This is a genomic window from Brumimicrobium aurantiacum (assembly GCF_003402975.1).
GTDB lineage: Bacteria > Bacteroidota > Bacteroidia > Flavobacteriales_D > Crocinitomicaceae > Brumimicrobium > Brumimicrobium aurantiacum.
Genome location: NZ_QURB01000010.1, coordinates 1 through 22,168 on the forward strand (window position 1 = coordinate 1; position 22,168 = coordinate 22,168).

Genomic DNA, 22,168 nt, shown 5'->3' on the forward strand with positions numbered 1-22,168 from the left:
GGTACTGCCCTTTTAAGGGTGGGAGAGTAAGTCGACGCCACTTTTTAAAAACCTCATACATTCATTTGTGTGAGGTTTTTTGTTTTATATACTTTTTTTATTTGCGTTGATGATACTGTCCGTCAGCCGACGGATGGGCTAGTATTCCAATAGTGATCGGAACGACTTCACTTTTAACTCAAACATGTATTTGTGTGAGACTTCTCAGTATTGTTTATATATACTTATTGCTATAATTATTTTCTATACCATAAACTTCTTATTTGTGCTTTATTGATACTAGAATTACAATGTTCTTAAATTTAACCCTGGTGTATTCCACCCTGGCGTAGACCGATAGCTTTATGCTGCTATTTTATAGTTAGAATATGTCTTTGAGATAGCGACCTTGTGAAGCTCACTCAAGAAATAATTTCTATATAAAAGAGCAAGTAAACTTAAGGATGTAGACGGATTAGGTGGCCAAATAAAAGTATCTAATTTATTTAGCTTCTGTTTATACGAGTTCTTAATTGTTGACATTAGTTTTTTCATTGTTTCTATAATCTTTAGTTTCAGATAACTGGATTTTTTCTTTACATATTTTTATTGTTTGTTTATTGACCAAAATTATATTTCCTATATTTGGTTCATAATATAAGGGGTGCTTAATTATTTTTAGGCTGAGATTATACCCAATCTGATCTGGATAATGCCAGCGTAGAGAGTATATGACTTTTCAAGTTAATTGAAAGTGTCCCTTTATATTGTTATTTATAAAGTTTTGACATTTTAAACAATTAACAATGATTCCAGAAAAAATTAATGAAGCCAAGTTTGATCTTTTATCCAACGATTTAAGTGTTTGGCAAGGACGTGAAGAATGGTTTTTTAATCGTGAACACACTGATACCTACGAGCAATGGTATGAAGGTCGTTATAAAAGAGCTGAAATTTGGCAAAAGAAAATCCTTGGTCGTTATATTCAAAAAGATACAAGAGTTAAAACCTTATTAGAATTTGGTTGTGGTACAACCCGTTTTACGCGTTGGTGGCATGAAATAGGTATTGAAGCCAGTGGTGGTGATATTTCTCCATTTATGTTAGGACAAGGGGTTCACTTATTTAAAGGAGATTTGGTATTGGCAGATTCTCATTATATGCCTTTTAAAGACAACACCTTCGATTCATTGGCATTTGTTACAACTTTTGAATATTACAAAGACCCTGTTCAAGTGATTCGTGAAGCTGCTAGAGTTGGAAAACATGGAATTGTCTTCGGAATGATGAATAAGAATTCTCCTAAATTTTATAGACGTAGAATACAAGAAGTATTTGGTGCCAATCCTTTTTATTTGACTGCTACTTTTTATTCTCCAAAATCTTTAATAAAAGTTATTGAAAAAGCATTAGAGGGACGTTCTTATGAAATAGAATGGCAAACTACTGGATTACCAAAATGGTTCCCTGTGCAAGAATGGAGTCAACCGTATGGTGACTTTTTTGGTTTGTATGTCAAATTAAAGGATTAGTCATGTTAACACAAAATGACTTAAACGGGAAAATTAATTCTGCTGCATTTAAAGAAGTGTTGTTGCCAAATACTGGGTTTAAGCGTGATGAAGTAATTGTTGGACCACAATTTGGCGTTGACAATGCAGTTGTTGATTTGGGTAACAAATTAGGATTAGTTACTTCAAGCGATCCAACTTCTTTAATTCCCAATTTAGGACCCAAAATTTCTGCATGGATGTCTGTTCATTTATTAGCCAATGACATGGCTACTTCTGGTTTTTCACCTCAATACGCTCAGTTTGTTTTGAATCTTCCAACAACAATCTCACTTTCCTTTTTTAAGGAATATTGGAATTATATTCACCAGTTTTGTAAAGATATAGGCGTTTCAATTACCGGAGGTCATACAGGAAGTATCGAAGGACAAAACTCTACTATTTCTGGTGGTGGAACAATGTTTTTAACTGCTCCTTTAGAACAAATTCTTTCAAGTAAAAATGCGCAACCTGGAGATGTGATTATAGTAACGAAAGAAGCTGCATTAAATTCCTCTTCTATTTTAGCAATGAGCTTTCCTGAAACGATTAAAGAAAAATTGGGTGATGCTATCTATGATAAAGCTTGTGCTAATTTTTATCAAACTTCCTCTTTAAATGAAGCTTTATTGGCCAAGGAAATATTGTTACCAAATGAAGAGTTAACAGCAATGCATGATGTTACGGAAGGTGGCGTTTTAGGTGCTATTTATGAAATGTCACAAGCTTCGAATTGTGGTTTTGAAATATTTGATCAACAGATTCCAAAAGGAAATGTGCAGTCAGAAATTATGGATCTTTTTGAAGTGGATCAACGATTTTGTGTAGGTGCCGGTTCTATGCTCATGTCGGTTAAAAAGAATAAGGTTGATGAGTTAATCGATTTTCTTGCTAAAAATGAAATTAAAGCAACTGCAGTAGGTGAGTTTAAAACTTTAGATTTTGGTCGTAAAATTCATGAAAATGGAAAAACTAAAGAATTTAAATTTGATGGTGTTGATCCGTATTGGGGCGCCTTTTTTAAAGCATTAAATAATGGACTCAAATAAAATAAAACACAATTTAAAGGGACTTTATTTGGTTTTAGATCCTTCTTTGGAGATGAATCAATTAATTCAAAAACTTAAAAGTGCATTGGAAGGTGGAGTTAGTATTGTTCAAATATGGAATAATTGGCCTTCATTAATTACAACTTCTGGAAAAATTGAAATCATAAATGAAATAATTAAGGCCTCCAATATTTATCAGGTTCCTGTTTTAATTAATGAAGAATATGCTTTGTTGAATGAAACAGATTTGGCAGGTGTTCACTTTGATCAAATACCAGATAGTTTTGAGGAAGTTAGATCTGTGATTACTTCGGATAAAATTATAGGCATTACGTGTGGAAATGATTTGGATAGAATCGAATGGGCGAATGAAAATCAAATAGATTATTTGTCATTTTGTTCAATCTTTCCTTCAAAGTCTGCCGGAGAATGTGAAATTGTAAGTAAGGAAACATTAGAAAGAGCAAAATCTATCACGCAAATTCCATTTTTTGTATCAGGAGGAATCACAATAGAAAATTTAACTGAGTTATCAAGCTATGGAATATCAGGAGCAGCTGTGATTTCAGGAGTACTAAGTGCAGCATCTCCAAAAGAAAAAAGTCAAGAATATAATCAAGTATTAAATAAAATTATACAATGAAAACATCATTATTAGAAAAGTTATGCTGTCCACAGGACAAGTCAGATTTACATTTAGAAGTCTTTAATCAAGAAGAAGATGATATTAGAGAAGGTATGTTCACATGTCCTAAATGCAATCGCTATTATCCTATTGTTTATGGTGTACCAATTATGACACCAGATGAATATCGTCAAAAAGCATTGGAAGAACCATTGTTAAAGAAATGGGGATTACAATTAAATGAAAAAGAGGCTAAATTTATGTTATTAGACTCAACGAACTAAGTAAGCCTACAACTCAAATAAAACCTAAGCTGAGTAATATTAACTATAAGTTTTAATGACCAGCTTAGGTTTATCTCCTTTAATTTTTATTCATTCTTCTAGGCTTCAACGAATTTTTCGTTTTTAAAATCATCTCAGGTCATATTTAGAACAAATTGTTCAAAGTATATTATTTTAAATAACTGATGAGATTTCTCCTTTTAGCGTGTTGTTTTCTTTCAGAAAACAAGAATTAATCAATTATTTAGATTCAAATAAAAAGGAGGTCAATAATTGACCTCCGTGATTTAGGTGTTGGTTTGAGGAACTTACATTATTCAACAATTATACTTTGTACAAATGTTCTTTTTTCTCCATTTAATCTTAGGAAATATATTCCAGAATCAAAAGTTTGTAGATTTACCATGAAGGATTTTGAATGTATAATTCCATTTTGAAGTATTTTTCCAAGTGAATTTGTAATTGTATAGCTTTCAATATTTTTTTCAGACTCTATTTTAATATACTCTCTTGCTGGATTTGGGTAAATCACTATATTGGATAAATTTTCATCCGATATGTTTAAGTATTCAATACTAATGGTAGATCTTAAATAATTTGAAACATCAGTACCACAATCTGTTGTTATAATGAAATCATAATCACCTGATGGGAGATTAGAAACAATTGTATAGGTCGTACCCACTGGTTCCGTTCCACTTTGAATAATTGTATTCGCTTCTACGCTATCACCGACATTAACAATATACCAGTTATAAAAATTAAAACCACCGGTGTTAGCAGGTTCATACCAATTAAACTCTACATCATTATTGGTGTGGATATTATATGAAGTTTGAGTAGGCAATGGACAAAATGGTGGTTCTTGAATAAATAGCATATAATCTTCCGTTTGTCCCATTGTTAAATCTTGCTGACATGGATCAATTATAGAATTGTTCGTTTGTCCACTTGTATTTGCAGATTTAATAATTCTCATTCTCATATAACCTAGTTGCGTGGTGTCTTCAAAGTAGATATTTTGTGTTAGTGTGATAGGAGCTGTTGAGTTAGTCATTTGACCAATGTAAAAGGCCTCACCAGGATCTGAATAATCGTTGTTTTTGTTAAAATCTATATATACCATAACATCACTAGGATGATTCGGTGAAGTTCCTGTTACGGAGATTTGATGTGGTTCTCCTCGATTGATAGGAGTTAAAATAGTAGAAAAGTCTTCATATTCTTCATTGTTGGCCGGTGTAGTATTATCAATTTCTCTAAAAGTTATATTTGTTATATCGTAATCAGTAGCTCCACTTGAATATACTGGTACACACCTTTGGTTAGTTTTATTTTCATATACTTTGGTAACATTAAGGTTAGCGTCATTAAAACCACTTATTAAAATATCCTTGTCTCCATCATGATCAAAATCAGAACAATGAACGGAACTTATATATACATTTTCAAATAGATTACTAGTGATATAATCTTCAGTCAATGTCCCATTATTATTGGTATATAATGCACTTATTACATTGCCTCCAGAATCCATTCCTGTTAAAAATACATCTTGTTGTCCATCGAGGTTGAAATCTATAAAATCAGCCGTTCCAAAATATAATTGATCAAGATTTGTATTGTTTAATTCTGTAAAAACCCCTGTTCCATCATTTAAGAATATTGCCGTTGTTGGCGAATATGTATCACTCATTCCATTGATTAGTAAATCTGTATTTCCGTCGTTATTAAAGTCAGCAGCACTGACACCTGAGAAATATACATTTACTAATCCTGTATTAGAATGTTCTGTAAAATTGGCACTACCATCGTTTAAATATAATGTTGTTGTTGGAATGTTAGAACCACTATACCCAGTAATAAGAACATCCAATTTGTTGTCGTTGTTGGCATCGAAAATTTCAATATCACCAAAGATATTTACAAAGAAAGGAGTGGTATGTTCTGTAAATCCACTGTTTCCATTTCCTAAAAATAGTTTAGCAACTTTCCCATTTGAATCTTGTCCGATAATTACAATGTCATCGAAACCATCATCGTTTAAGTCAGCAACTTCAATTGCACCTGTTGTTACTCCTTCAAAAGGCAAGGTAGTTTCTGTGTAAATTCCATTTTGATTTTGAATGTATAAAAGAGCAGACGGTACGGTGGAGGCGGTTGTATCGGCCCCTGCAGTGATAAAGTCCATAATACCATCATTGTTTGCATCGACCTGACAGGCAAGACCATGACCATATCCCATAATTTTTGTTCCTACAGTGTCGTAAGTCAAATAATCATAACTAACCACTGTACCTTGTGGATCAAAATTGTTGTCATAACCCACAATCACAATATCTTGATATGTAGAGTTTTCTTTTTCTACCCAAATTGAAGTACCATAGTAGACTCCTTCATGAGTTGAATGTTCTTCGAATTCTTGAGCATTGATGAATGAACTCAATGCTAAGAATGCCATTAAACTTGTTTTTTTCATGTTGTAATTTTTATTTAGATTAAATCAAAATTACTACTTGTTTGAATTATTCTCTATAACATAATTCGATTGAGACTATCATGAAAATGGATTGAGGAAATTAATTTTATACTGTTGTTTTTAAATTCTCCAAGATATTTTTCCTAATGAGTTTTAATTCTTCTTCTTTTTCAAATGCTCTTGGGCTCAATAGGTTGATTTCTACCGAGTAAGATTGTCTATCATCGGAGTTTTTTTGGGAAAGGCATTTCGGATTTTTAGGAAATATTGAAATTCCTCCATTGTGTTCAAGGATTTTTTTGATGGTTTCTAAAGATCCACATTGATATTGAATTTTGTCAGAGGCTTTTATTAAGATATCAGAACATCCATTTTGAGTGAAAATTTTTTTAAATATTGATTTGAGATCATTTTGAACAACAGCACCATTGTCAATAAATTCTTTTTCCAAATCTTGAATAGAAACAGCAGTGTTCTGTATTCCCTTTTTCAATTCAAAAGGTTGTTTATATAAAGTCCAATTATAATATCCAGAATAATCACGTAGATTAGGAGCGATACAAGCATCCACTTTATTATTTGATAAATATTCCTGGATTTGATCTAAAGAAAGTTCATGAATGAACAGTTTGATATTGTGTTGAGCAAAAGCTTTGATAAAAATAGGAATTGTTGTACTTGCGATACCAGACCAGATTCCTAAAGTAAAACTTGATTTAACAGACCCGTCTTTTGTTTTGGCCATTAATGTGAAGTCTTCAATCTTTTTGGTGATTTTTCTGGCTTGTGCTAATAAATCTAAACCTTTTTTTGTTGGAACAATAGGCGTTCTAGAACGATCAAAAATCATTACATCTAATTCTGTCTCGAGATTCATGATCTCCCTACTCAAAGTAGATTGAGCAATTTCACAACTTTCAGCAGCTCTGGTGAAATTCTTGTGCTCATCAACGGCAACAATATATTTAATCTGTTTTAGATTCAACTTTTGGGAATTAGTCCTTTTATTAATTTCGATTACAAAATTAAATTATTAAGACTGAATCTAAATAACCTGTTTTAGGTATTCTATTATTAAATAGCGTTTTTTTTAGAGTAAAGATTCTCCATTAATATCTGTTGTGAGCACATCTGACATGTAATCAAAGAATGGACGAATGGCAATAAAAGCTTCGTTTACTTTCTCTTTAAAATCTTCACTGTTCACTTCCTTGTCTGAAAATTGCTTCGTGAAAACAAATTGTTTTTTTCTAATTAAGTCAATGTCTGGATGTGCTTTATTAAAGCCTTTTGGAGCTGTTTTTAATTCATCACCTTCTAATTCCCCCCAAATTGTTTTTATTTTTTCATCAGAAAGAATAGCTCTCATTTCTTCAGCATCTGTTTCAAATTCTTTTCGAATCCTCAATAAATCTTCTTTTTCTGGAGCCCAAAAACCTGTAGCGATAAAAGAATTGTCTTTTTGAATGTGTAAATAGTAACTTCCACGTAACTCAGGTTTTGTTCTCATAAAGGCACCACCAAAATTGTTTTTATACGGATCTTTATTTTTAGAGAATCTTACATCTCGATAAATTCTGAATACCTTTAACTTTTCGATACTGTCATGTTGTTGAATATCTTCTAAAAGTGAATTTAAAAATCCTTTTACTTTTTTTTCGACCTCTTTAAATTCAGCTTTATTATCGTTAAACCATTCTCGATTATTATTTTTTTGAAGTTTATCTAAAAAATTAAACGCTTCTTTGGGTATTGTATTTTCCATTTATGATGTATTGCTCTGTTCAATATTAAATAATTCCAATAGTTTCGGAATGAGAAATGGCTTTTGAACTTCCTTTGAAATAGCACGTTTCAACATTGTTTTCTGAAATTTTATTTAAAGTTTCGGCTATTACTGAAGTTTTGGACCTTCCTGTTTGACGAATATACACAGCTTTGACTCTTTCAGGAAACTCTTGTGTGATTTTATGATAAATAAAAGCATCTTTTTGTGAATCATCGCCTAACAAGACATATTGTATATTCGGATAGAACAAAAGTAAGTCTTTGATTTTATCAAATTTGTGATCATGACTTCCTCCACCTGATTTTAGGAAATCTAATAAGCCTGTTTTTACTTTTTTGAGTAACATAATTCCCTTCGGAAGTTTTTGGATTTTCATGAATTCAGCAATAAAATCATATAAATTCCATTCACTACTCGAAACGTAAAAAAAAGAATTGAATGCCGTATCGTCACTTTGACCAAATTTACTTAACGCTTGATAATGCGGTGTAACATCTTTAAAAACCTTCCGTTTATTGACGTTTTTAAATAACATGATATATAGTTTTTTAAAGATGTTGTCACTATGAGAAACTAAAAATGTATCATCAATGTCAGAGATAATTCCGAATTTACTTTCGAAAGGTTTTAGTACCTCTTCCTTATTTATAATTCCAAAGTTATCTAACTTACATTCCACTTCATATTCGTGCCATCCACTGGTCAACATTGAGTCAAATGGAATTTCAAACTTAAAAAAGCCATCAGATCCAGTTAAGGTCGTTGTGCAAAGGTCATAAAACCGAAGAGTAACTTTTTGATTCTTTAAAGGCTTAATCCTGAACATGTGTAAAACAGAAAATGCATGTCGAATTCCATTTCTATCCAACCTAAATTTATCAGGAGCCCAGGACTTAAAAGCATGACCATAAACAATTAATTTATTGTCATTTAGGTAACCTCTGTATAATTTTAAATCGAATTTTGCCATAAAAAGTATTCTCTTGCTATTAAAATATCTAAATTTATTGGAATAATAGGATGAAAATGAAAGAAATCAAGAAAGTGTTATTTGTAGTTAATCCCATTTCTGGAGATGTCGATAAAAATGAATTATTAGAATTTATTGAAAACGAATTAAAACAACAAGATATTGCACTTGAAATTTATAAAACGAATGGTGAAAATGATATATCTAATATCAAATCTATAGTTGAGCAAAGTCAATTTGATCGTGTTTTTGTTGCAGGAGGAGATGGTACAATCAAAATGGTATCTGAAGCTTTATTAAGCACTAACGTTCCAATGGTACTTTTCCCTGCAGGTTCTGCAAACGGTTTCGCTTTAAATTTTGATATTCCAGAAAATAAAGAAGCTCAACTTGATGTGGCTTTATTTGGAAATATTATTGAGGTAGATTTAATCAAAATAAATGAACATTACAGTTTACATTTGGCTGATTTTGGAGTAAATGCCGACCTAATCAAAAACTATGACAATGCTACCTTAAGAGGGAAGGCAGGTTATTTATTACAAACCATTCCAACATTAATGAAGAGTAATCATCCTTATGAATTTGAAATTTCATCGAATGGAGAGCGTTTTGTTCTTGAAGCCAGTGTTCTTTCAATTGCGAATTGCCAGAAATATGGAACCGGAGCTTGTATCAACCCAGAAGGAAAGTCAAATGATGGAAAGTTTGAAATTATAGGATTTAAGAATTTAAACCTCATTGAAATTGTAAAAACTTTTACCAATCAAACAACGCTAAATCCAGAATTTGCAACTTCGACCTCTACAACCTCAGCTAAAGTAAATTGTAAATCACCTGTACCTTTTCAGATAGATGGTGAATACATTGGAGAATTAGAAAATATCGAGGTTTCCATCTTGCACAAAGCCATTCAATTGTGCATTGCGTCGAATTAAGTATTGCTCATGAAAAGAAAAATGAGTTTACTTAATTTATTTCCGCATCTTATTTGTAATTCTTTTCGCAAAAAACAAACCTAGAACACCACCTAAAAAAGACACTAAAAAATTAATCCCGAGCAATAAAAAATTAATTTCACCTGATGCTAATATTGAAACAGGATCAAAACCTAATCGCCCAAAACTTTTTATTAGTAGAATTCCACCAAAAATACCTACGAGTGTATTGCCAGTGAAACCCATCGAATATTCTTTCTTGATGAATGCTAAGAAATGAGCACCAAACAAGCCAACAAATATGCTGATCATCGAAATTAAGGTGTGCGTCATAATCTACTTTTTAGTGTTCGCCATAGCCAACATCATCCATTTTTCCACTGAAAACCCTATATTGAACAAACATATATACTGCAACTAAAATTATAGCAATAATAAACCAATATACTCCAACTGATAATCCATATTCAGCGGTTGATGTATTGTAAATATCTAAAGAAGGAACAACATCGTTTGTTGAAGGCAAAACTTTTGGAAAAATTGAGGCTACAGTTGAGGTTAATCCACCAAATAGAAACAATGATGAAAATAAGAATCCTGTTCCGTCTTTTTTGAATTGCTTTACTTTAAACATTCCGAATAATCCAACCAAACAAATAATAGGGAAAATAAACATCCACGGATTTTCAATAAAATTGTGAAAAGGATCTGGTTCTATTATGTGCCAAACTGAAAGCGAAGTAATGACTAAAATTAAGAGTACGATATTTAAATTAAACACCGTTTTTTTCAATTTAGGATTCAATTCGGAGTTTGTTTTAAAAATAATCCAATTTGCTCCATGAATCATTAATGCAACAACACTTACAATTCCCAAAAACAAAGTAAACCAATCAATAACACCTAAATGTTCGGCTTGAGGACTAAAAGTAGAATTCCAAAGAGGAAGAATAAAATAAGCATCTTCATAGACTGCTACTCCATCGGTAACCATACCAAGGTTTACACCTCTGATTACATTGCCCAGCGCTACACCAAAGAATAAGGCCAAAAGCAAACTCGATATCCCAAAGGCTTTATCCCAAATGGATTCCCATATTTTATTGTGAATTTGTCCACGTAACTCAAGTCCAATTGCTCTAAATATTAAAAGCCACAAAATCATGATTAATGGTAAATAGAAACCACTAAATGAAATAGCGTAAAGTGTCGGAAATGCAAAGAACAAAATTCCACCTCCAGCAATTAACCATACCTCATTGGCATCCCAAAATGGACCAATTGATTTGGTGATTAAAACCTTATCTTTTTCTTTTTTAGCAAAAAACAAATGAATAATTCCTGCACCAAAATCATAACCATCTAGAATAACGTAGACAGTTAGAATAGTCATTAAAACGATGTACCAAAAGATTTCCATAATTAATCAATTTTTGAAGTTTCAGGGCCTTTATTTATGATTTTACCTGCAAGCAATAAGAACAATAATCCGAGTAAAAAGTATAAACCTACAAATCCGAGTAAAGTAAAGAGTGTATTCCCAGAAGAAACAGTAGGAGAAATTCCATCCACTGTTCGTAGTAAATCATAAACTAACCAAGGTTGTCTACCCAATTCGGCAGTGTACCATCCAGCAGTGTTAGCGATGTATGGAAATGGGATCATAAAAAGTAAGGCCCATAAAATCCATTTTGTTTGATAGAGTTTCTTTCTAAATAATTGAATTGTTGCCAAAATCATCAGTCCAATAAAAACAGTTCCCAATCCAACCATAATATGATAAGAGTAATATAAACCTGGAACATTTGTAGGGTGTACACTTTCATCAAATTCATTTAAACCTTTGATTTCAGCATCCCATCTTTGGTAGGTAAGGAAGCTCAATACATTTGGAACAGCAATTTTATTATCGAGTCGTTTATTTTCCATATCAGGTTGACCAATTAAAACAATTTCAGCACCACCTTCTTCTGTTTCGAAAATCCCTTCCATTCCTGCAAAGGCAGCTGGTTGATATTTTGCAACATTCTTCGCGGCCAAATCACCAGTTGGAAAAGCTACAAGAATACTCGAAATTAAACCGAAAATAACGCCTGTTTTAAGGAATAACTTTCCGAATGCTACATTTTTTTTACTCAAAATATAAAAAGCTCCAATTCCCGCTACAATAAAGGATGAAGTAATGACAGACCCCATTTGATTATGAAGAAACGCAGGTATTAACCACGGATTTGAAAACAAATCTCCAAAATTATTTAAAACATATCGACCATTTTCTAAAATTTCATATCCTACAGGATGTTGCATCCATGAATGGGTTGCGATAATTAAATACCCACTGGCCCATGAACCTAAAAACACTAGAAAACCAGTAAGAAAATGTAATTTTTGACCGAGTAGTTTTTCTCCAAAGAGAAATAAACCTAAAAAGGAAGATTCAAGGAAAAAGGAAAACATTCCTTCCATAGCGAGGGTTTGCCCGATAATTCCACCGGTTAGTTCAGAGAATTTTGCCCAATTTGTACCAAATTGAAATTCCATTGGTATTCCAGTAACTACTCCCATAGCAAAATTTAAGGCAAATATTTTCATCCAAAACTTTGCTGCATCATTGAACATACTTTCATTAGTTCGAAGAAATTTCCACTTAAAATATACAATCATAAGGGAGAGTCCCATTGTTAGTTGTGGGAATAAATAATGAAAGGTAATTGTGAATGCAAATTGCAATCTATCATAAAATATCATGTCTTCCATTGGACAATACTTTTAAGTTTATCTTATAAAGTTACGCCTAGAATTGATATTTCAAAGTGACTTTTGTTACTTTTTATCACAATTTATCTAATTTAAAATATGTTTAGATTGCATAGGTGAAATTAGTTTATGTTTTAATTATTTTCTCAATAAACTGTTCATTATTGTAGTTGTATTTTAAAAGGTATATTCCATTTTGATTCGGAAGCTGTAACCATCTTGAACTTGTTACTATCTCTTGCTTGATTGGTTGTCCAAGTAAATTATAAATTTGAACTTCTACATGATTTACATTTGAATTTAACGCTAAGTAAACATCATCACTTGTTGGATTGGGATAAATTTGGATGATTTTCTCATCATTACAGTTGGAAGTTATTGTTTCGAGTACCTTTTTCTTTCCGTCAAAATCAGTTTGCGAAAGTCTATAGTATGTAGTGCCAAAATTCTTAGTTTCATCAACAATACTATAATGGGTTTCTGAACTAGTGTTTCCTTTACCTTCAATTTTCTTAATTACATCATAAGTATTTCCTTCTGTGGATTTCTCAACTGTAAAGTAATCATTATTACTTTCAGAAGCCGTTGTCCACTCAATGATTGTTCTCCCTTTTATACAGTTATAATTAAAATCCGTTAATTTAACAGGTAATGGTGTCATTCCACTTACTGATCCGATTGTGAAATATTTAGTTGCATTGACTGGGATGTGATTGGTATTTATATCTTTTAAGGTAATAATTCCTGCCGAATAATTAATGGTTAATCCGGACGAGCCTCCACTGGCAAAAGATTGTGTACCACCATTTGAGAAATCACCATCATCATCAATAAGGAGCCTTAAATCTAAGGGGTTTATATTTGATAAGTTTGCTGAAGAAGGAAGTTTAATATCAATATGAAATTTGGTTATCATATTCGTATTTTTAATTTTCCAATTACGTTCGATCATTGAATATAATCCTGATCCGGTGGGTAAATTAGATGCTGAATTAATTGTTGCACTTTGTGGATTGTTATTGTGAGCAAGTACAATAAAAGATTTGTCGTTAATAAAGTTTCCCGTATTTGACTTATTGGTTAGTTGAAGCGAATTGAGATAGACCCTAATACTGTCATCCAATGAATGTGATTGTTTCTGAAGCAAATCTGAGTTAGAATCTTTACCAATTCCTATTATATCATTTGGATGTGTAGAACTTCCTTCCCATATAACAGTTCCATTTGAGGATAAGTAATCAAAACTAGAATGCAAGGTAACACCATATTTTATGGCAAGATAAGATTCAACTTTATTTCGTTCATATTTGCTTAAGAATTTTGAAAAAGTGATTACTTCTGCAATAGATCCTTCGAATTTAGCATTATCTGTGATTTCACCAATACTAAAATTACCATCATAATTATAACTACTTGAAATTTGACCTATATTGAGAAGTCTTCCTCCAGTACCATTACCTGACCCATAATAACCGTTCCATCCAGCAATTCCAAAAATATCACCAATTGTACCATAATTATTTCCAGTTTTGGTAGTTTTAAATTGTATTGTTCTAATATCAGGTTTGCTTCCAAGTGAATTGTAGTTACCTGTAAAATAGCTTGTAGCCCCAGATGGAGGATTGTTTAATGTTCCAGAAGAATAGTAATAAGAGTTCTCCTTTGTAAATGCAACATATTCTCGACCTGATGTTCTAATATCTGCGTAATATCCACATAAACCTGAATTGTTTGAAGTTTCAGTTCTAGCAATAACGATCATTGTACCTTCATAATTTCCGAATATTTCTTGGGCGTGATTAACACTTCTCGTGAATCCTCCTGAGCCATCAAAATTAAATGTTGTATTATAATTCCAATTGGAGTTGCTATGACTATAGGTAACATTTGAGGGAGAATATATTCCTAATGCGGTAACACCACCAGATACTGAGTTATACCAAAAAACTTGAGAAGGATTATATGTTCCAGCATTAAACCAATTTTTAAGTCCAGAGACCCCACCAGGAGATTGTGCGTAATGATAAAATGGGAAAGTTAATAAAAGAAAAAAATATAGTACTTTTGCATTTTGTTTTATCATAAATGTAGTTTTGATTAAACATAAGTCAATAAGTGATTATATTGGTTGCTAGTAAGTTAGGTATAAAAATTGTATAGAACAAATAAATCAGCATTTAAGTGACAAAAAACATCAATAGAAATCTTAAGTCCTTAATAATTTAAGATATTTGTATTCTTAAAAAATAGAATAAAATGAAGTATACGCGTCTCCCATTACAAGACTTAAAAGATCTAGAAAAAGAATTTATTGACTTTTTGGCTGTCAATGGAATTCCTGCTGATGAATGGGTTAAACTAAAGGAAAACGATATTGATAAAGTCGAAGGAATTATTGACCAGTTCAGTGATGTAATTTGGGAAGGTGTATTACGTAAAACTGAAATGGTTGAGCACCGAAGAAAGGATAAGTTGACGATTTGTAAAGTGGAGGAAAATCAATTAATTACTTTATTGATTAAAAATATTGATGACTCACTTGACATGACAAATACCAATGACCTTGAAAAGATTCTTTCATCAGAAGATAATTATGAAGTAGTTGCTCAGAAAACAAAAATTGAAACTCCTAAACCGGAACAATTATTTGAATTATTGAAAGTAGGTTTTTATATTGTAAAAGATGAAAGATACGCTAAGCTTTTAGAAAAACATATTTAATCAAGACAACTGCACGGCTTGTCAAAATAGATTTTAGTATTCGGAAAGTTATTGGTCCACTGCTTAACAAATGTAGTTGAGAAAGTTGTTCCTCGAAAATCGATGTGCTCTAATTGTTGTAATTCTGCAAAAGCGTCATCAATTGTTGTAAATCTATTGTCCCAAACATCTAGGTATTTTAATTGCTTTAGGTTTTTTATTCCTGCAGGAATACTTCCTATTTCATTTCTACTCAAATCTAAATACACCAATTCAGATAAATGAAATACTTGTGGTGGAAAAAATGTAAAGCTGTTCTTATTAAGGTATAAAAACTGTAAATCTTTAAAAGAAGTAAAAAATTGTGGCAATTCTTCCAGCTTATTTTTCGTCAATTTCAACCCTTTGAGTGCTGTGAATTTTTGGAGTTCTTGAGGCAATGATTCTAACCCTTCTTTTTCAAGATCAATCGCAAATACAGTATCAGGAGAAGCATTTTTCACTTCTTCCATACTATAGTAATGCAGATTGTCTGTGGGAATTTGTCCGAAGACAGTACTACCAATTAAAATCGTTAATCCAATTGCGAAGACATTTTTCATCATTTTTCATTTCAGTTTTTAATTCTTCAATGGTGTTGAACTTTTTTTCGTCCCTTAAACGTTTTAGCATTTTAAGCTGAAGCTTTGATCCATATAGGTCGCCTTCGAAATCAAGAATGTAAACTTCTATGGTTGTTTTTCCCGAATCATCAACAGTAGGACGTTCTCCAATATTAACCAATCCAAAATGAGAATTACCATTTTCTAGAATTACACGGGTGGCATAAACTCCATTTTTAGGAATCGACTTAATTTCATTTTCAACATCTATATTCGCTGTTGGAAATCCTAATTTCGTTCCCAGCTGCTCTCCACGAACAACTTTACCATTAATTTGAAACTCTTCACCTAAGTAGGTGTTTGCTAATTCTATATCCCCTTCCTTTAAGGCTTTTCTAATTTTCGTAGAACTAACATTAACTTCATCAATATCCTTTGCTCCAATTTCAATAACTTCAAAGTCATAAACTGGGGCAAGGTCCTTTAATAATTCAATGCTTCCTTCTCTGTTTTTTCCGAATTGATGATCGTAACCAATTACAATCGTTTTTATATTCAATTGATTAATAAGGAAGTCACGAACAAATTCTATGGCTGTTAATCTTGAAAATTCTTTTGTAAAAGGATGAACAATAATGTTTTTTAACCCCATTCTTTCCAGTTTATCCAACTTTTCCTCCTGCGTTTGAATCAATTTTAATCCATGTGCATCTGGAAATAAAACCATACGTGGGTGAGGATAGAAGGTAAACAACACTGATTCACCTCCATTTTTGGCAGCAACCTCGTTCAGTTGTTTAATAATTTTCTGGTGACCTAAATGAACTCCATCAAATGTTCCTATAGTAAGCACAGGATGTGGAATTTTAGACATTTTGTTAAATCCTTGAAAAACTTTCACTTATTTAAATCTTTTTTTCAAAGATAAAGAATTCTTAGTGTTGTGTCGTGGTTTTATGAATTTTCAAGATAAAAATTACAAATCTTAGTTTAGTATGCTTGCATAATAAAGATATTCATTTTATATTTACCCTACCTAAAAATTAAATGCAATTATAAAACAAGAATATTATGTCAGAAAAAACAGCAATTAAAGGAGGTGAATTTATCATTCGCGATGTTAAACCAGAAGATATCTTCACACCAGAAGAATGGAATGAAGAACAGGAAATGATCGCTAAAATGTGTGATGATTTCATTGCCCAAGAAGTAGAACCAAATCTAGAGCGAATTGACGAAATGGAAGAGGGCTTAATGCCTTCAATCCTGGAGAAGGCAGGTGAACTTGGACTTTTAAGTTTGTCTGTTCCTGAAGAATTAGGTGGAATGGGGGTAGACTTCAAAACTACACTTTTGGCCACTGAACGTTTAGGTACAGGATATTCATTTTCTGTTGCCTATGGTGCGCATACAGGTATTGGTACATTGCCAATCTTATATTATGGTAACCAAGAGCAAAAGGAAAAATACATTCCTAAATTAGCTTCAGGTGAATGGAAAGCTTCTTATTGTTTAACAGAACCATCTGCAGGATCAGATGCAAACTCTGGAAAAACAAAAGCTGAATTAACAGAAGATGGAAAACATTATGTCATTAATGGTCAGAAAATGTGGATTACCAACGCTGGATTTGCGAAGGTATTAACTGTTTTTGCCAAAATTGGTGATGATAAAAACCTAACAGCATTTATCGTTGATGCAGAATCGGAAGGAATCAGTTTAAATCCAGAAGAAAAGAAAATGGGAATTAAAGGTTCTTCTACACGTCAAGTTTTCTTCAATGATGTAAAAGTTCCTGTTGAGAACATGTTGTCTGAAAGAGGTAACGGATTTAAAATCGCATTGAATATTCTAAACATCGGTCGTATTAAATTGGCTGGTGCTGTATTAGGGGGAGCTAAGTCTGGTATTGACTACTCTATTAAATATGCCAATGAACGTCAACAGTTTGGACGTCCAATTTCAAAATATGGAGCGATTCGTCACAAGATTGCAGAACAAGTAATTAAGTGTTTTGTAACTGAGTCAGCTACTTATAGAGCTGGACAAAATATTGATGATGCTATTCAAGCATTTATTGATGAAGGAATGGACAAAGAACAAGCAACATTAAAAGGAATTGAGCAATTCGCTCCGGAATGTGCAATTTTGAAAGTAGCAGGTTCTGAAGCCTTAGATTATGTTGTAGATGAAGCTGTTCAAATTTATGGAGGTATGGGGTATTCTGCTGAATCTCCAGTAGAAAGAGCTTATCGTGATGCACGAATCAATAGAATCTTTGAAGGTACAAACGAGATCAATAGAATGTTAACTGTTGACTTAGTATTGAAAAGAGCGATGAAAGGTGAACTGGATTTGATGGGGCCTGCACAAGAAGTTGCTAATGAATTAATGAGTATTCCAGATTTCGGTGACGCTCCTGAAGGTGTTTTTGCAAATGAGTATAAAGCATTAAAAGGATTTAAGAAAACAATTTTGATGGTTGCAGGATCAGCTGTTCAGAAATTAATGCAAACTTTAGCCAAAGAGCAAGAAGTATTAATGAATATCGCTGATTTATCAATTGATACGTACATGGCTGAATCTGTTTTATTACGTGTAGATAAAATGATCGCCAATAAAGGAGAAGAAGCGTGTAAAGATGAAATCGCAATAGTGAAAACGTATTTCTATGATATTGCTGATAAAATCAATAAATCAGGAAAAGATGCAATCAACGCATTTGCTGGTGGAGACGAAGCAAAAATGATGTTGATGGGATTAAAACGATTTACAAAAATTGATGGTTACAATTCTAAAGAAGCGCGTCAACAAATTGCACAACGTGTAATTGAAGCCGGAAAATATAACTTCTAATTTTTAAAGGGATAGAAGATAACAAAACAAGGGCGCAAAATTGCGCCCTTGTTTTGTATTCAGTAATTTGAAATTTATTTTACTAACTCAATTCCATCAGCGATGAAAGTCATTGTATATTTTGGTTCTGTAATTGCATCAATTTCTTCTTGAGGTGCATTTGCATCTTCTAAGAAATGTTTTTGCATATCAACAGATACTGTGTCTTGTATTGCTTTTCCTGAAAGATACGCCATTGTTCCTGGTTCAGTTTCAACAGGAATTGTAAAGTGATCTTTAAATCTTACCATAAACGTTTCTCCATCATCTTGCGCGATATTCACCCAACATCCCATTTTAGAACATGTTTCGTTAATTTCACCTTTAAAAGTAGCTTCAAGTTCAGTTTTTCCTTCAAATTTCTCTAATAATTCTGCAGTTGTAATTGCTATAGAAGTATCAACTTTATTAGGTCCGAATGAAGTTTTTGTGGTGTCAACAACATCTTGAGCAACTGGTCCAACATCTACTTTTACAGTATCTTTAACTTCAGCTGCCACTTCTTCTGTTTCCGCTGGTGCACCACAACTAGTTAACATTCCAGCTGCAAGCAATCCGATCAATAAGTATTTTTTATTCATGTGTTTAAAATTTTTTACTAAAGTACAATTTTTTGTGATGTCTTAAAAATGTATAGATATTGCATAATGAATTACGAATCTCATACCCCACCATGTGCGTACTGTTGATCTACACTTTTCTTATTGGGTCTCCCTATAATTTAAATATTATAAAATATATAGTACCTTGTATTGCATAGTACTATATTATTTGTATATTTGTCGAAATAATTGTTTCAAAATGAAAGTAGAGAATACAAAAGCACAAATGAGAAAAGGTATCTTAGAATACTGTGTAATGTCGATTCTTTCAAATAAGGAATGTTATCCATCCGAAATTATTGAACATTTAAAAGATGCAGAACTAATTGTCGTTGAAGGAACATTGTACCCTTTGTTAACGCGATTAAAGAATGCGAAATTACTTGATTATCGTTGGGAAGAATCGAATGCAGGACCTCCAAGAAAATATTATGAATTAACTCCGGAAGGGGTTGCATTTTTAACAGAATTAAAATCAACCTGGCGAGTATTAAACAAAGCAGTTAACCAACTTGAAAATAAAAACTTATGAAAAGGACAACAACAATAAATTTGGCAGGAATGGTGTATCACATCGAAGAGGATGCCTTCCAGATTTTACAAAAATACCTACTCGATATTAAACGTGTTTTTTCATACCAAGAAGGCGTTGATGAAATGGTATATGATATTGAGGTAAGAATTGCTGAACTATTTCAAGAAAGACTCAACAAAAACAAGGAGGTTATTACATCATCTGATGTTAATGAAGTCGTTCAAATCATGGGATCACCAAATCAATATGATGAAAATTATGAAGGTGACACGGATGAACAATTCTATGAAGAGCATTATGAAAGTCCAAAACGATTATACCGCGATACAGATGAAGGAATGTTAGGTGGTGTTTCTGCTGGATTGGCGCATTTTTTCGGGATTGATCCTGTATTAATTCGTGTGTTTTGGATTATTTTAGTGCTTGTTGGTGGTTCTGGAGTTTTAATTTACATCATTGCTTGGATAGCCATTCCTGAGGCAAAAACGACTGCACAGAAACTCCAAATGCGTGGACAATCGCCGAACCTTGACAATATAAAGGACTTCGCCGATTCGGTAACTAGAGAAGCAAAAACAGGATTTAAACGAGCTTCTCGTTCAGTAAAAAGAACCTTTAAAAAAAAAGATAGTACCTTAGTTAATATCACCAAAGGTATTGGTCGAGTACTTGGTTTTGGAATGTTTATCATCGGACTACTCGGCTTAATCTCTGTTGTCTTATTTTTTGTGGCTGATGTTGCTTTCTTCTTTGTCAACGACGGATTTTTTAGCGCCGACATTAGTGATTTAGCAGATTCATTCTTTCTTCATTCTACCCTCGCTTTTTGGTTAATTTTCACTATATCTGTTATTCCTTTGCTTTTAATGATTTTAGCTGGAGGAATCTTATTGTTCAACTTAAAAAGTAAATCAAGGGCATTAATAATTTCTTTATTGGTGATATGGATAGCTTCTATAATTGGACTTTCAATTATAGGTACAAAAACAGGAGTTGAGTTTAAGAAATCCTATAAAATCAACGATGAAAAGGTGTTTGTGTTGAAGAACGACTGGATTAATAAAAATCAAATTCAGGTGAATTTAATCGAAGATGGTTTACCTATTCCCAGCGCCAATAACTACAATTTTGACAACTATATCACTATTACAGACGAGCAAGTGAAGTTAGGATATGCAAAAATCGAAATTACCTCAACAAAAGATTCACTTTTCAGTTATTCGGTAGAAAGACAAAGTAACGGACCGAGCCTCAAAAAAGCCAAATTAAATGCTGAAGAGATCATTTACTCACTTCAACAAGTCGGAAATTCACTAAACCTTCCTTCTCAATACGAGTTTCCTAGAGAAACAAAATTTAGAGGGCAACGAGTAAAACTTAAAATTTTCGTTCCTGTGGGTAAAGAAATCATTTTGAACGGAAACCTCGAAGATTATCCAATTCGAGTGAGAACCATAAATCGTTTTTCGGATGACTATTTAGAACGTTCATCAGTTTGGAAATCCAGCATTGATGGGATGGAATTTGTGCGATTTTTGGAGCGGTGAAGATAGATTTACTTCTTAATCGCAAGCGATTAAGCCTAAGCACATCCGCAAGGGAAATTTCATAAATGAAATTTAGGGAAAAGCAAATACTCCAAAGTGATCTATACTTCCAGTAACCAACCATAAGTTTTATTTCTGCGTAATTATTACAAAGAAATAAAACCAACATTATGAAAAATTGCATTCTAATATTATTTGTATTTACTTTTATTACGATAAATGGACAAACCGGAAACTGGGCTAGTTTCACCAACAATAGTGAGGTTTATGATTTAGCAAGTAATAATGATAAACTATGGATAGCAACAAATGGAGGAGCTGCCACAATCGATCAATCGTCAGGTGATGTGATGCATTACCTAAGTGCTAATACAGAAGTTACTGGGGTAAGGTTAACTGGTTTAAGTGCTACTACCAATGGAAGTCTTTGGTTTAATGTTTATGAAAAAGGAGTTTCCAAATTTGACGGCAATCATTGGACAAATTACACCAAATCAAACTCACCAATTCCTGATTCAAATATTAGCTACATTAAAGGTGATGCAAATGGTGATGTCTGGATGCTTTCATGATTTAATAAAGTTTGATGGTGTAAATTGGACTGTTTATAATTCTTCAAACACTAATTTACCTCAAGTTTTAGGGAGATTCTCTATTGATAGTAACGGAGTACTCTGGATGACTTCTAGCAACTTAGGTTTAATTCGTTTTGATGAAAACAATACTGAATATTTTGTAACGAGTAATTCCTCCATTATAAGTAATGAGGTAATTGACGTTATAATAGATATCAACGATATCATTTGGCTGTCAACAGACCATGGTATATCTAAATTTGATGGACAAACTTGGGAAAACTATACGACC

Annotated in this window: 21 protein-coding genes and 1 riboswitch; of the genes, 10 read left to right on the top strand and 11 right to left on the bottom strand. The window is 32.5% G+C overall.

The window, feature by feature from the left end; genetic code table 11:
* Nucleotides 1–629 precede the first annotated feature (629 nt).
* Nucleotides 630–724: riboswitch (TPP riboswitch) on the top strand.
* A gap of 61 nt (nucleotides 725–785) precedes the next feature.
* Genes DXU93_RS13690 through DXU93_RS13705 form a run of 4 tightly spaced genes read left to right on the top strand, consistent with a single transcriptional unit; the run spans nucleotide 786 to nucleotide 3,487 of the window.
* Entirely contained in the window at nucleotides 786–1,511 is a 726-nt protein-coding gene (locus tag DXU93_RS13690) for a class I SAM-dependent methyltransferase (RefSeq protein ID WP_116881871.1), read from the top strand.
* Nucleotides 1,512–1,513: 2 nt separating this feature from the next.
* Nucleotides 1,514–2,578 carry an AIR synthase family protein gene (locus tag DXU93_RS13695; RefSeq protein WP_116881872.1) on the top strand — a complete coding sequence of 355 codons (1,065 nt, stop codon included), beginning with the start codon at nucleotides 1,514–1,516 and terminating at the stop codon, nucleotides 2,576–2,578.
* Nucleotides 2,565–3,221 (top strand): thiamine phosphate synthase, encoded by a 657-nt coding sequence (locus DXU93_RS13700; RefSeq protein WP_116881873.1) that lies wholly within the window; start codon nucleotides 2,565–2,567, stop codon nucleotides 3,219–3,221. The genes DXU93_RS13695 and DXU93_RS13700 overlap by 14 nt, the downstream gene beginning before the upstream one ends.
* Entirely contained in the window at nucleotides 3,218–3,487 is a 270-nt protein-coding gene (locus tag DXU93_RS13705; protein ID WP_116881874.1) for a Trm112 family protein, read from the top strand. The genes DXU93_RS13700 and DXU93_RS13705 overlap by 4 nt, the downstream gene beginning before the upstream one ends.
* A gap of 313 nt (nucleotides 3,488–3,800) precedes the next feature.
* On the opposite strand, the gene DXU93_RS13710 is transcribed toward DXU93_RS13705, so the two are convergent.
* The 4 genes from DXU93_RS13710 to DXU93_RS13725 all read right to left on the bottom strand — a co-directional run bounded on the left by DXU93_RS13710 (nucleotide 3,801) and on the right by DXU93_RS13725 (nucleotide 8,725).
* Nucleotides 3,801–5,966, bottom strand: coding sequence for an FG-GAP-like repeat-containing protein (locus DXU93_RS13710; protein ID WP_116881875.1), 2,166 nt, complete (start codon nucleotides 5,964–5,966; stop codon nucleotides 3,801–3,803).
* A 106-nt stretch (nucleotides 5,967–6,072) separates the two neighbouring features.
* Nucleotides 6,073–6,951 (bottom strand): LysR family transcriptional regulator, encoded by an 879-nt coding sequence (locus DXU93_RS13715; protein ID WP_165851424.1) that lies wholly within the window; start codon nucleotides 6,949–6,951, stop codon nucleotides 6,073–6,075.
* 105 nt (nucleotides 6,952–7,056) lie between these two features.
* Nucleotides 7,057–7,731: a DUF2461 domain-containing protein gene (locus DXU93_RS13720; protein ID WP_116881877.1), complete on the bottom strand. Its 675-nt coding sequence runs from the start codon at nucleotides 7,729–7,731 to the stop codon at nucleotides 7,057–7,059.
* Nucleotides 7,732–7,756: 25 nt separating this feature from the next.
* Nucleotides 7,757–8,725 (bottom strand): App1 family protein, encoded by a 969-nt coding sequence (locus tag DXU93_RS13725; protein ID WP_116881878.1) that lies wholly within the window; start codon nucleotides 8,723–8,725, stop codon nucleotides 7,757–7,759.
* A gap of 56 nt (nucleotides 8,726–8,781) precedes the next feature.
* Between DXU93_RS13725 and DXU93_RS13730 the strand changes: the two genes are divergently transcribed.
* The gene (locus DXU93_RS13730; protein ID WP_165851425.1) at nucleotides 8,782–9,663 is read left to right on the top strand and encodes a diacylglycerol/lipid kinase family protein; all 882 of its coding nucleotides are present in this window, start codon (nucleotides 8,782–8,784) and stop codon (nucleotides 9,661–9,663) included.
* A gap of 36 nt (nucleotides 9,664–9,699) precedes the next feature.
* Here the strand turns inward: DXU93_RS13730 and DXU93_RS13735 are convergent, their stop codons facing one another.
* The 4 genes from DXU93_RS13735 to DXU93_RS13750 all read right to left on the bottom strand — a co-directional run bounded on the left by DXU93_RS13735 (nucleotide 9,700) and on the right by DXU93_RS13750 (nucleotide 14,503).
* Nucleotides 9,700–9,996, bottom strand: coding sequence for a hypothetical protein (locus DXU93_RS13735; RefSeq protein WP_123776144.1), 297 nt, complete (start codon nucleotides 9,994–9,996; stop codon nucleotides 9,700–9,702).
* A 10-nt stretch (nucleotides 9,997–10,006) separates the two neighbouring features.
* Nucleotides 10,007–11,083, bottom strand: a complete 1,077-nt coding sequence (cydB, locus tag DXU93_RS13740) for a cytochrome d ubiquinol oxidase subunit II (protein WP_116881881.1) — start codon at nucleotides 11,081–11,083, stop codon at nucleotides 10,007–10,009.
* A 2-nt stretch (nucleotides 11,084–11,085) separates the two neighbouring features.
* On the bottom strand, nucleotides 11,086–12,420 hold the full coding sequence (locus tag DXU93_RS13745) for a cytochrome ubiquinol oxidase subunit I (RefSeq protein ID WP_116881882.1): 1,335 nt from the start codon (nucleotides 12,418–12,420) through the stop codon (nucleotides 11,086–11,088).
* Between the two features lie 127 nt (nucleotides 12,421–12,547).
* Nucleotides 12,548–14,503: a T9SS type A sorting domain-containing protein gene (locus tag DXU93_RS13750; protein ID WP_116881883.1), complete on the bottom strand. Its 1,956-nt coding sequence runs from the start codon at nucleotides 14,501–14,503 to the stop codon at nucleotides 12,548–12,550.
* A 173-nt stretch (nucleotides 14,504–14,676) separates the two neighbouring features.
* On the opposite strand from DXU93_RS13750, the gene DXU93_RS13755 reads away from it, so the two are divergent.
* Entirely contained in the window at nucleotides 14,677–15,141 is a 465-nt protein-coding gene (locus DXU93_RS13755; protein WP_116881884.1) for a DUF6495 family protein, read from the top strand.
* Here the strand turns inward: DXU93_RS13755 and DXU93_RS13760 are convergent.
* Nucleotides 15,138–15,722 carry a leucine-rich repeat domain-containing protein gene (locus tag DXU93_RS13760; protein WP_165851426.1) on the bottom strand — a complete coding sequence of 195 codons (585 nt, stop codon included), beginning with the start codon at nucleotides 15,720–15,722 and terminating at the stop codon, nucleotides 15,138–15,140. The genes DXU93_RS13755 and DXU93_RS13760 overlap by 4 nt on opposite strands.
* Complete coding sequence (locus DXU93_RS13765; RefSeq protein ID WP_116881934.1) at nucleotides 15,679–16,596, bottom strand: bifunctional riboflavin kinase/FAD synthetase; 918 nt, start codon at nucleotides 16,594–16,596, stop codon at nucleotides 15,679–15,681. Before DXU93_RS13765 ends, DXU93_RS13760 begins: the two co-directional genes overlap by 44 nt.
* Nucleotides 16,597–16,793: 197 nt before the next feature.
* Between DXU93_RS13765 and DXU93_RS13770 the strand changes: the two genes are divergently transcribed.
* A complete protein-coding gene (locus tag DXU93_RS13770) occupies nucleotides 16,794–18,578 on the top strand; it encodes an acyl-CoA dehydrogenase family protein (protein ID WP_116881886.1) in 1,785 nt (594 codons plus the stop codon).
* A 74-nt stretch (nucleotides 18,579–18,652) separates the two neighbouring features.
* Here DXU93_RS13770 and DXU93_RS13775 read toward each other — a convergent pair whose 3' ends face one another.
* Nucleotides 18,653–19,198, bottom strand: coding sequence for a DUF4920 domain-containing protein (locus DXU93_RS13775; protein ID WP_116881887.1), 546 nt, complete (start codon nucleotides 19,196–19,198; stop codon nucleotides 18,653–18,655).
* A 220-nt stretch (nucleotides 19,199–19,418) separates the two neighbouring features.
* Here DXU93_RS13775 and DXU93_RS13780 point away from each other — a divergent pair, with 220 nt between their 5' ends.
* The 3 genes from DXU93_RS13780 (at nucleotide 19,419) to DXU93_RS15230 (ending at nucleotide 21,873) form a co-directional block, all read left to right on the top strand.
* On the top strand, nucleotides 19,419–19,751 hold the full coding sequence (locus tag DXU93_RS13780) for a PadR family transcriptional regulator (protein ID WP_116881888.1): 333 nt from the start codon (nucleotides 19,419–19,421) through the stop codon (nucleotides 19,749–19,751).
* Nucleotides 19,748–21,301, top strand: coding sequence for a PspC domain-containing protein (locus DXU93_RS13785; RefSeq protein ID WP_116881889.1), 1,554 nt, complete (start codon nucleotides 19,748–19,750; stop codon nucleotides 21,299–21,301). The genes DXU93_RS13780 and DXU93_RS13785 overlap by 4 nt, the downstream gene beginning before the upstream one ends.
* Nucleotides 21,302–21,471: 170 nt before the next feature.
* Entirely contained in the window at nucleotides 21,472–21,873 is a 402-nt protein-coding gene (locus tag DXU93_RS15230) for a hypothetical protein (RefSeq protein WP_240623465.1), read from the top strand.
* Nucleotides 21,874–22,168 lie beyond the last annotated feature (295 nt).

Coding starts and splice junctions, on each gene's coding strand:
- DXU93_RS13690 (WP_116881871.1), top strand. CDS start 786: ATGATTCCAGAAAAAATTAATGAAGCCAAGTTTGATCTTTTATCCAAC.
- DXU93_RS13695 (WP_116881872.1), top strand. CDS start 1,514: ATGTTAACACAAAATGACTTAAACGGGAAAATTAATTCTGCTGCATTT.
- DXU93_RS13700 (WP_116881873.1), top strand. CDS start 2,565: ATGGACTCAAATAAAATAAAACACAATTTAAAGGGACTTTATTTGGTT.
- DXU93_RS13705 (WP_116881874.1), top strand. CDS start 3,218: ATGAAAACATCATTATTAGAAAAGTTATGCTGTCCACAGGACAAGTCA.
- DXU93_RS13710 (WP_116881875.1), bottom strand. CDS start 5,966: ATGAAAAAAACAAGTTTAATGGCATTCTTAGCATTGAGTTCATTCATC.
- DXU93_RS13720 (WP_116881877.1), bottom strand. CDS start 7,731: ATGGAAAATACAATACCCAAAGAAGCGTTTAATTTTTTAGATAAACTT.
- DXU93_RS13725 (WP_116881878.1), bottom strand. CDS start 8,725: ATGGCAAAATTCGATTTAAAATTATACAGAGGTTACCTAAATGACAAT.
- DXU93_RS13730 (WP_165851425.1), top strand. CDS start 8,782: ATGAAAGAAATCAAGAAAGTGTTATTTGTAGTTAATCCCATTTCTGGA.
- DXU93_RS13735 (WP_123776144.1), bottom strand. CDS start 9,996: ATGACGCACACCTTAATTTCGATGATCAGCATATTTGTTGGCTTGTTT.
- cydB (WP_116881881.1), bottom strand. CDS start 11,083: ATGGAAATCTTTTGGTACATCGTTTTAATGACTATTCTAACTGTCTAC.
- DXU93_RS13745 (WP_116881882.1), bottom strand. CDS start 12,420: ATGGAAGACATGATATTTTATGATAGATTGCAATTTGCATTCACAATT.
- DXU93_RS13750 (WP_116881883.1), bottom strand. CDS start 14,503: ATGATAAAACAAAATGCAAAAGTACTATATTTTTTTCTTTTATTAACT.
- DXU93_RS13755 (WP_116881884.1), top strand. CDS start 14,677: ATGAAGTATACGCGTCTCCCATTACAAGACTTAAAAGATCTAGAAAAA.
- DXU93_RS13760 (WP_165851426.1), bottom strand. CDS start 15,722: ATGAAAAATGTCTTCGCAATTGGATTAACGATTTTAATTGGTAGTACT.
- DXU93_RS13765 (WP_116881934.1), bottom strand. CDS start 16,596: ATGTCTAAAATTCCACATCCTGTGCTTACTATAGGAACATTTGATGGA.
- DXU93_RS13770 (WP_116881886.1), top strand. CDS start 16,794: ATGTCAGAAAAAACAGCAATTAAAGGAGGTGAATTTATCATTCGCGAT.
- DXU93_RS13775 (WP_116881887.1), bottom strand. CDS start 19,198: ATGAATAAAAAATACTTATTGATCGGATTGCTTGCAGCTGGAATGTTA.
- DXU93_RS13780 (WP_116881888.1), top strand. CDS start 19,419: ATGAAAGTAGAGAATACAAAAGCACAAATGAGAAAAGGTATCTTAGAA.
- DXU93_RS13785 (WP_116881889.1), top strand. CDS start 19,748: ATGAAAAGGACAACAACAATAAATTTGGCAGGAATGGTGTATCACATC.
- DXU93_RS15230 (WP_240623465.1), top strand. CDS start 21,472: ATGAAAAATTGCATTCTAATATTATTTGTATTTACTTTTATTACGATA.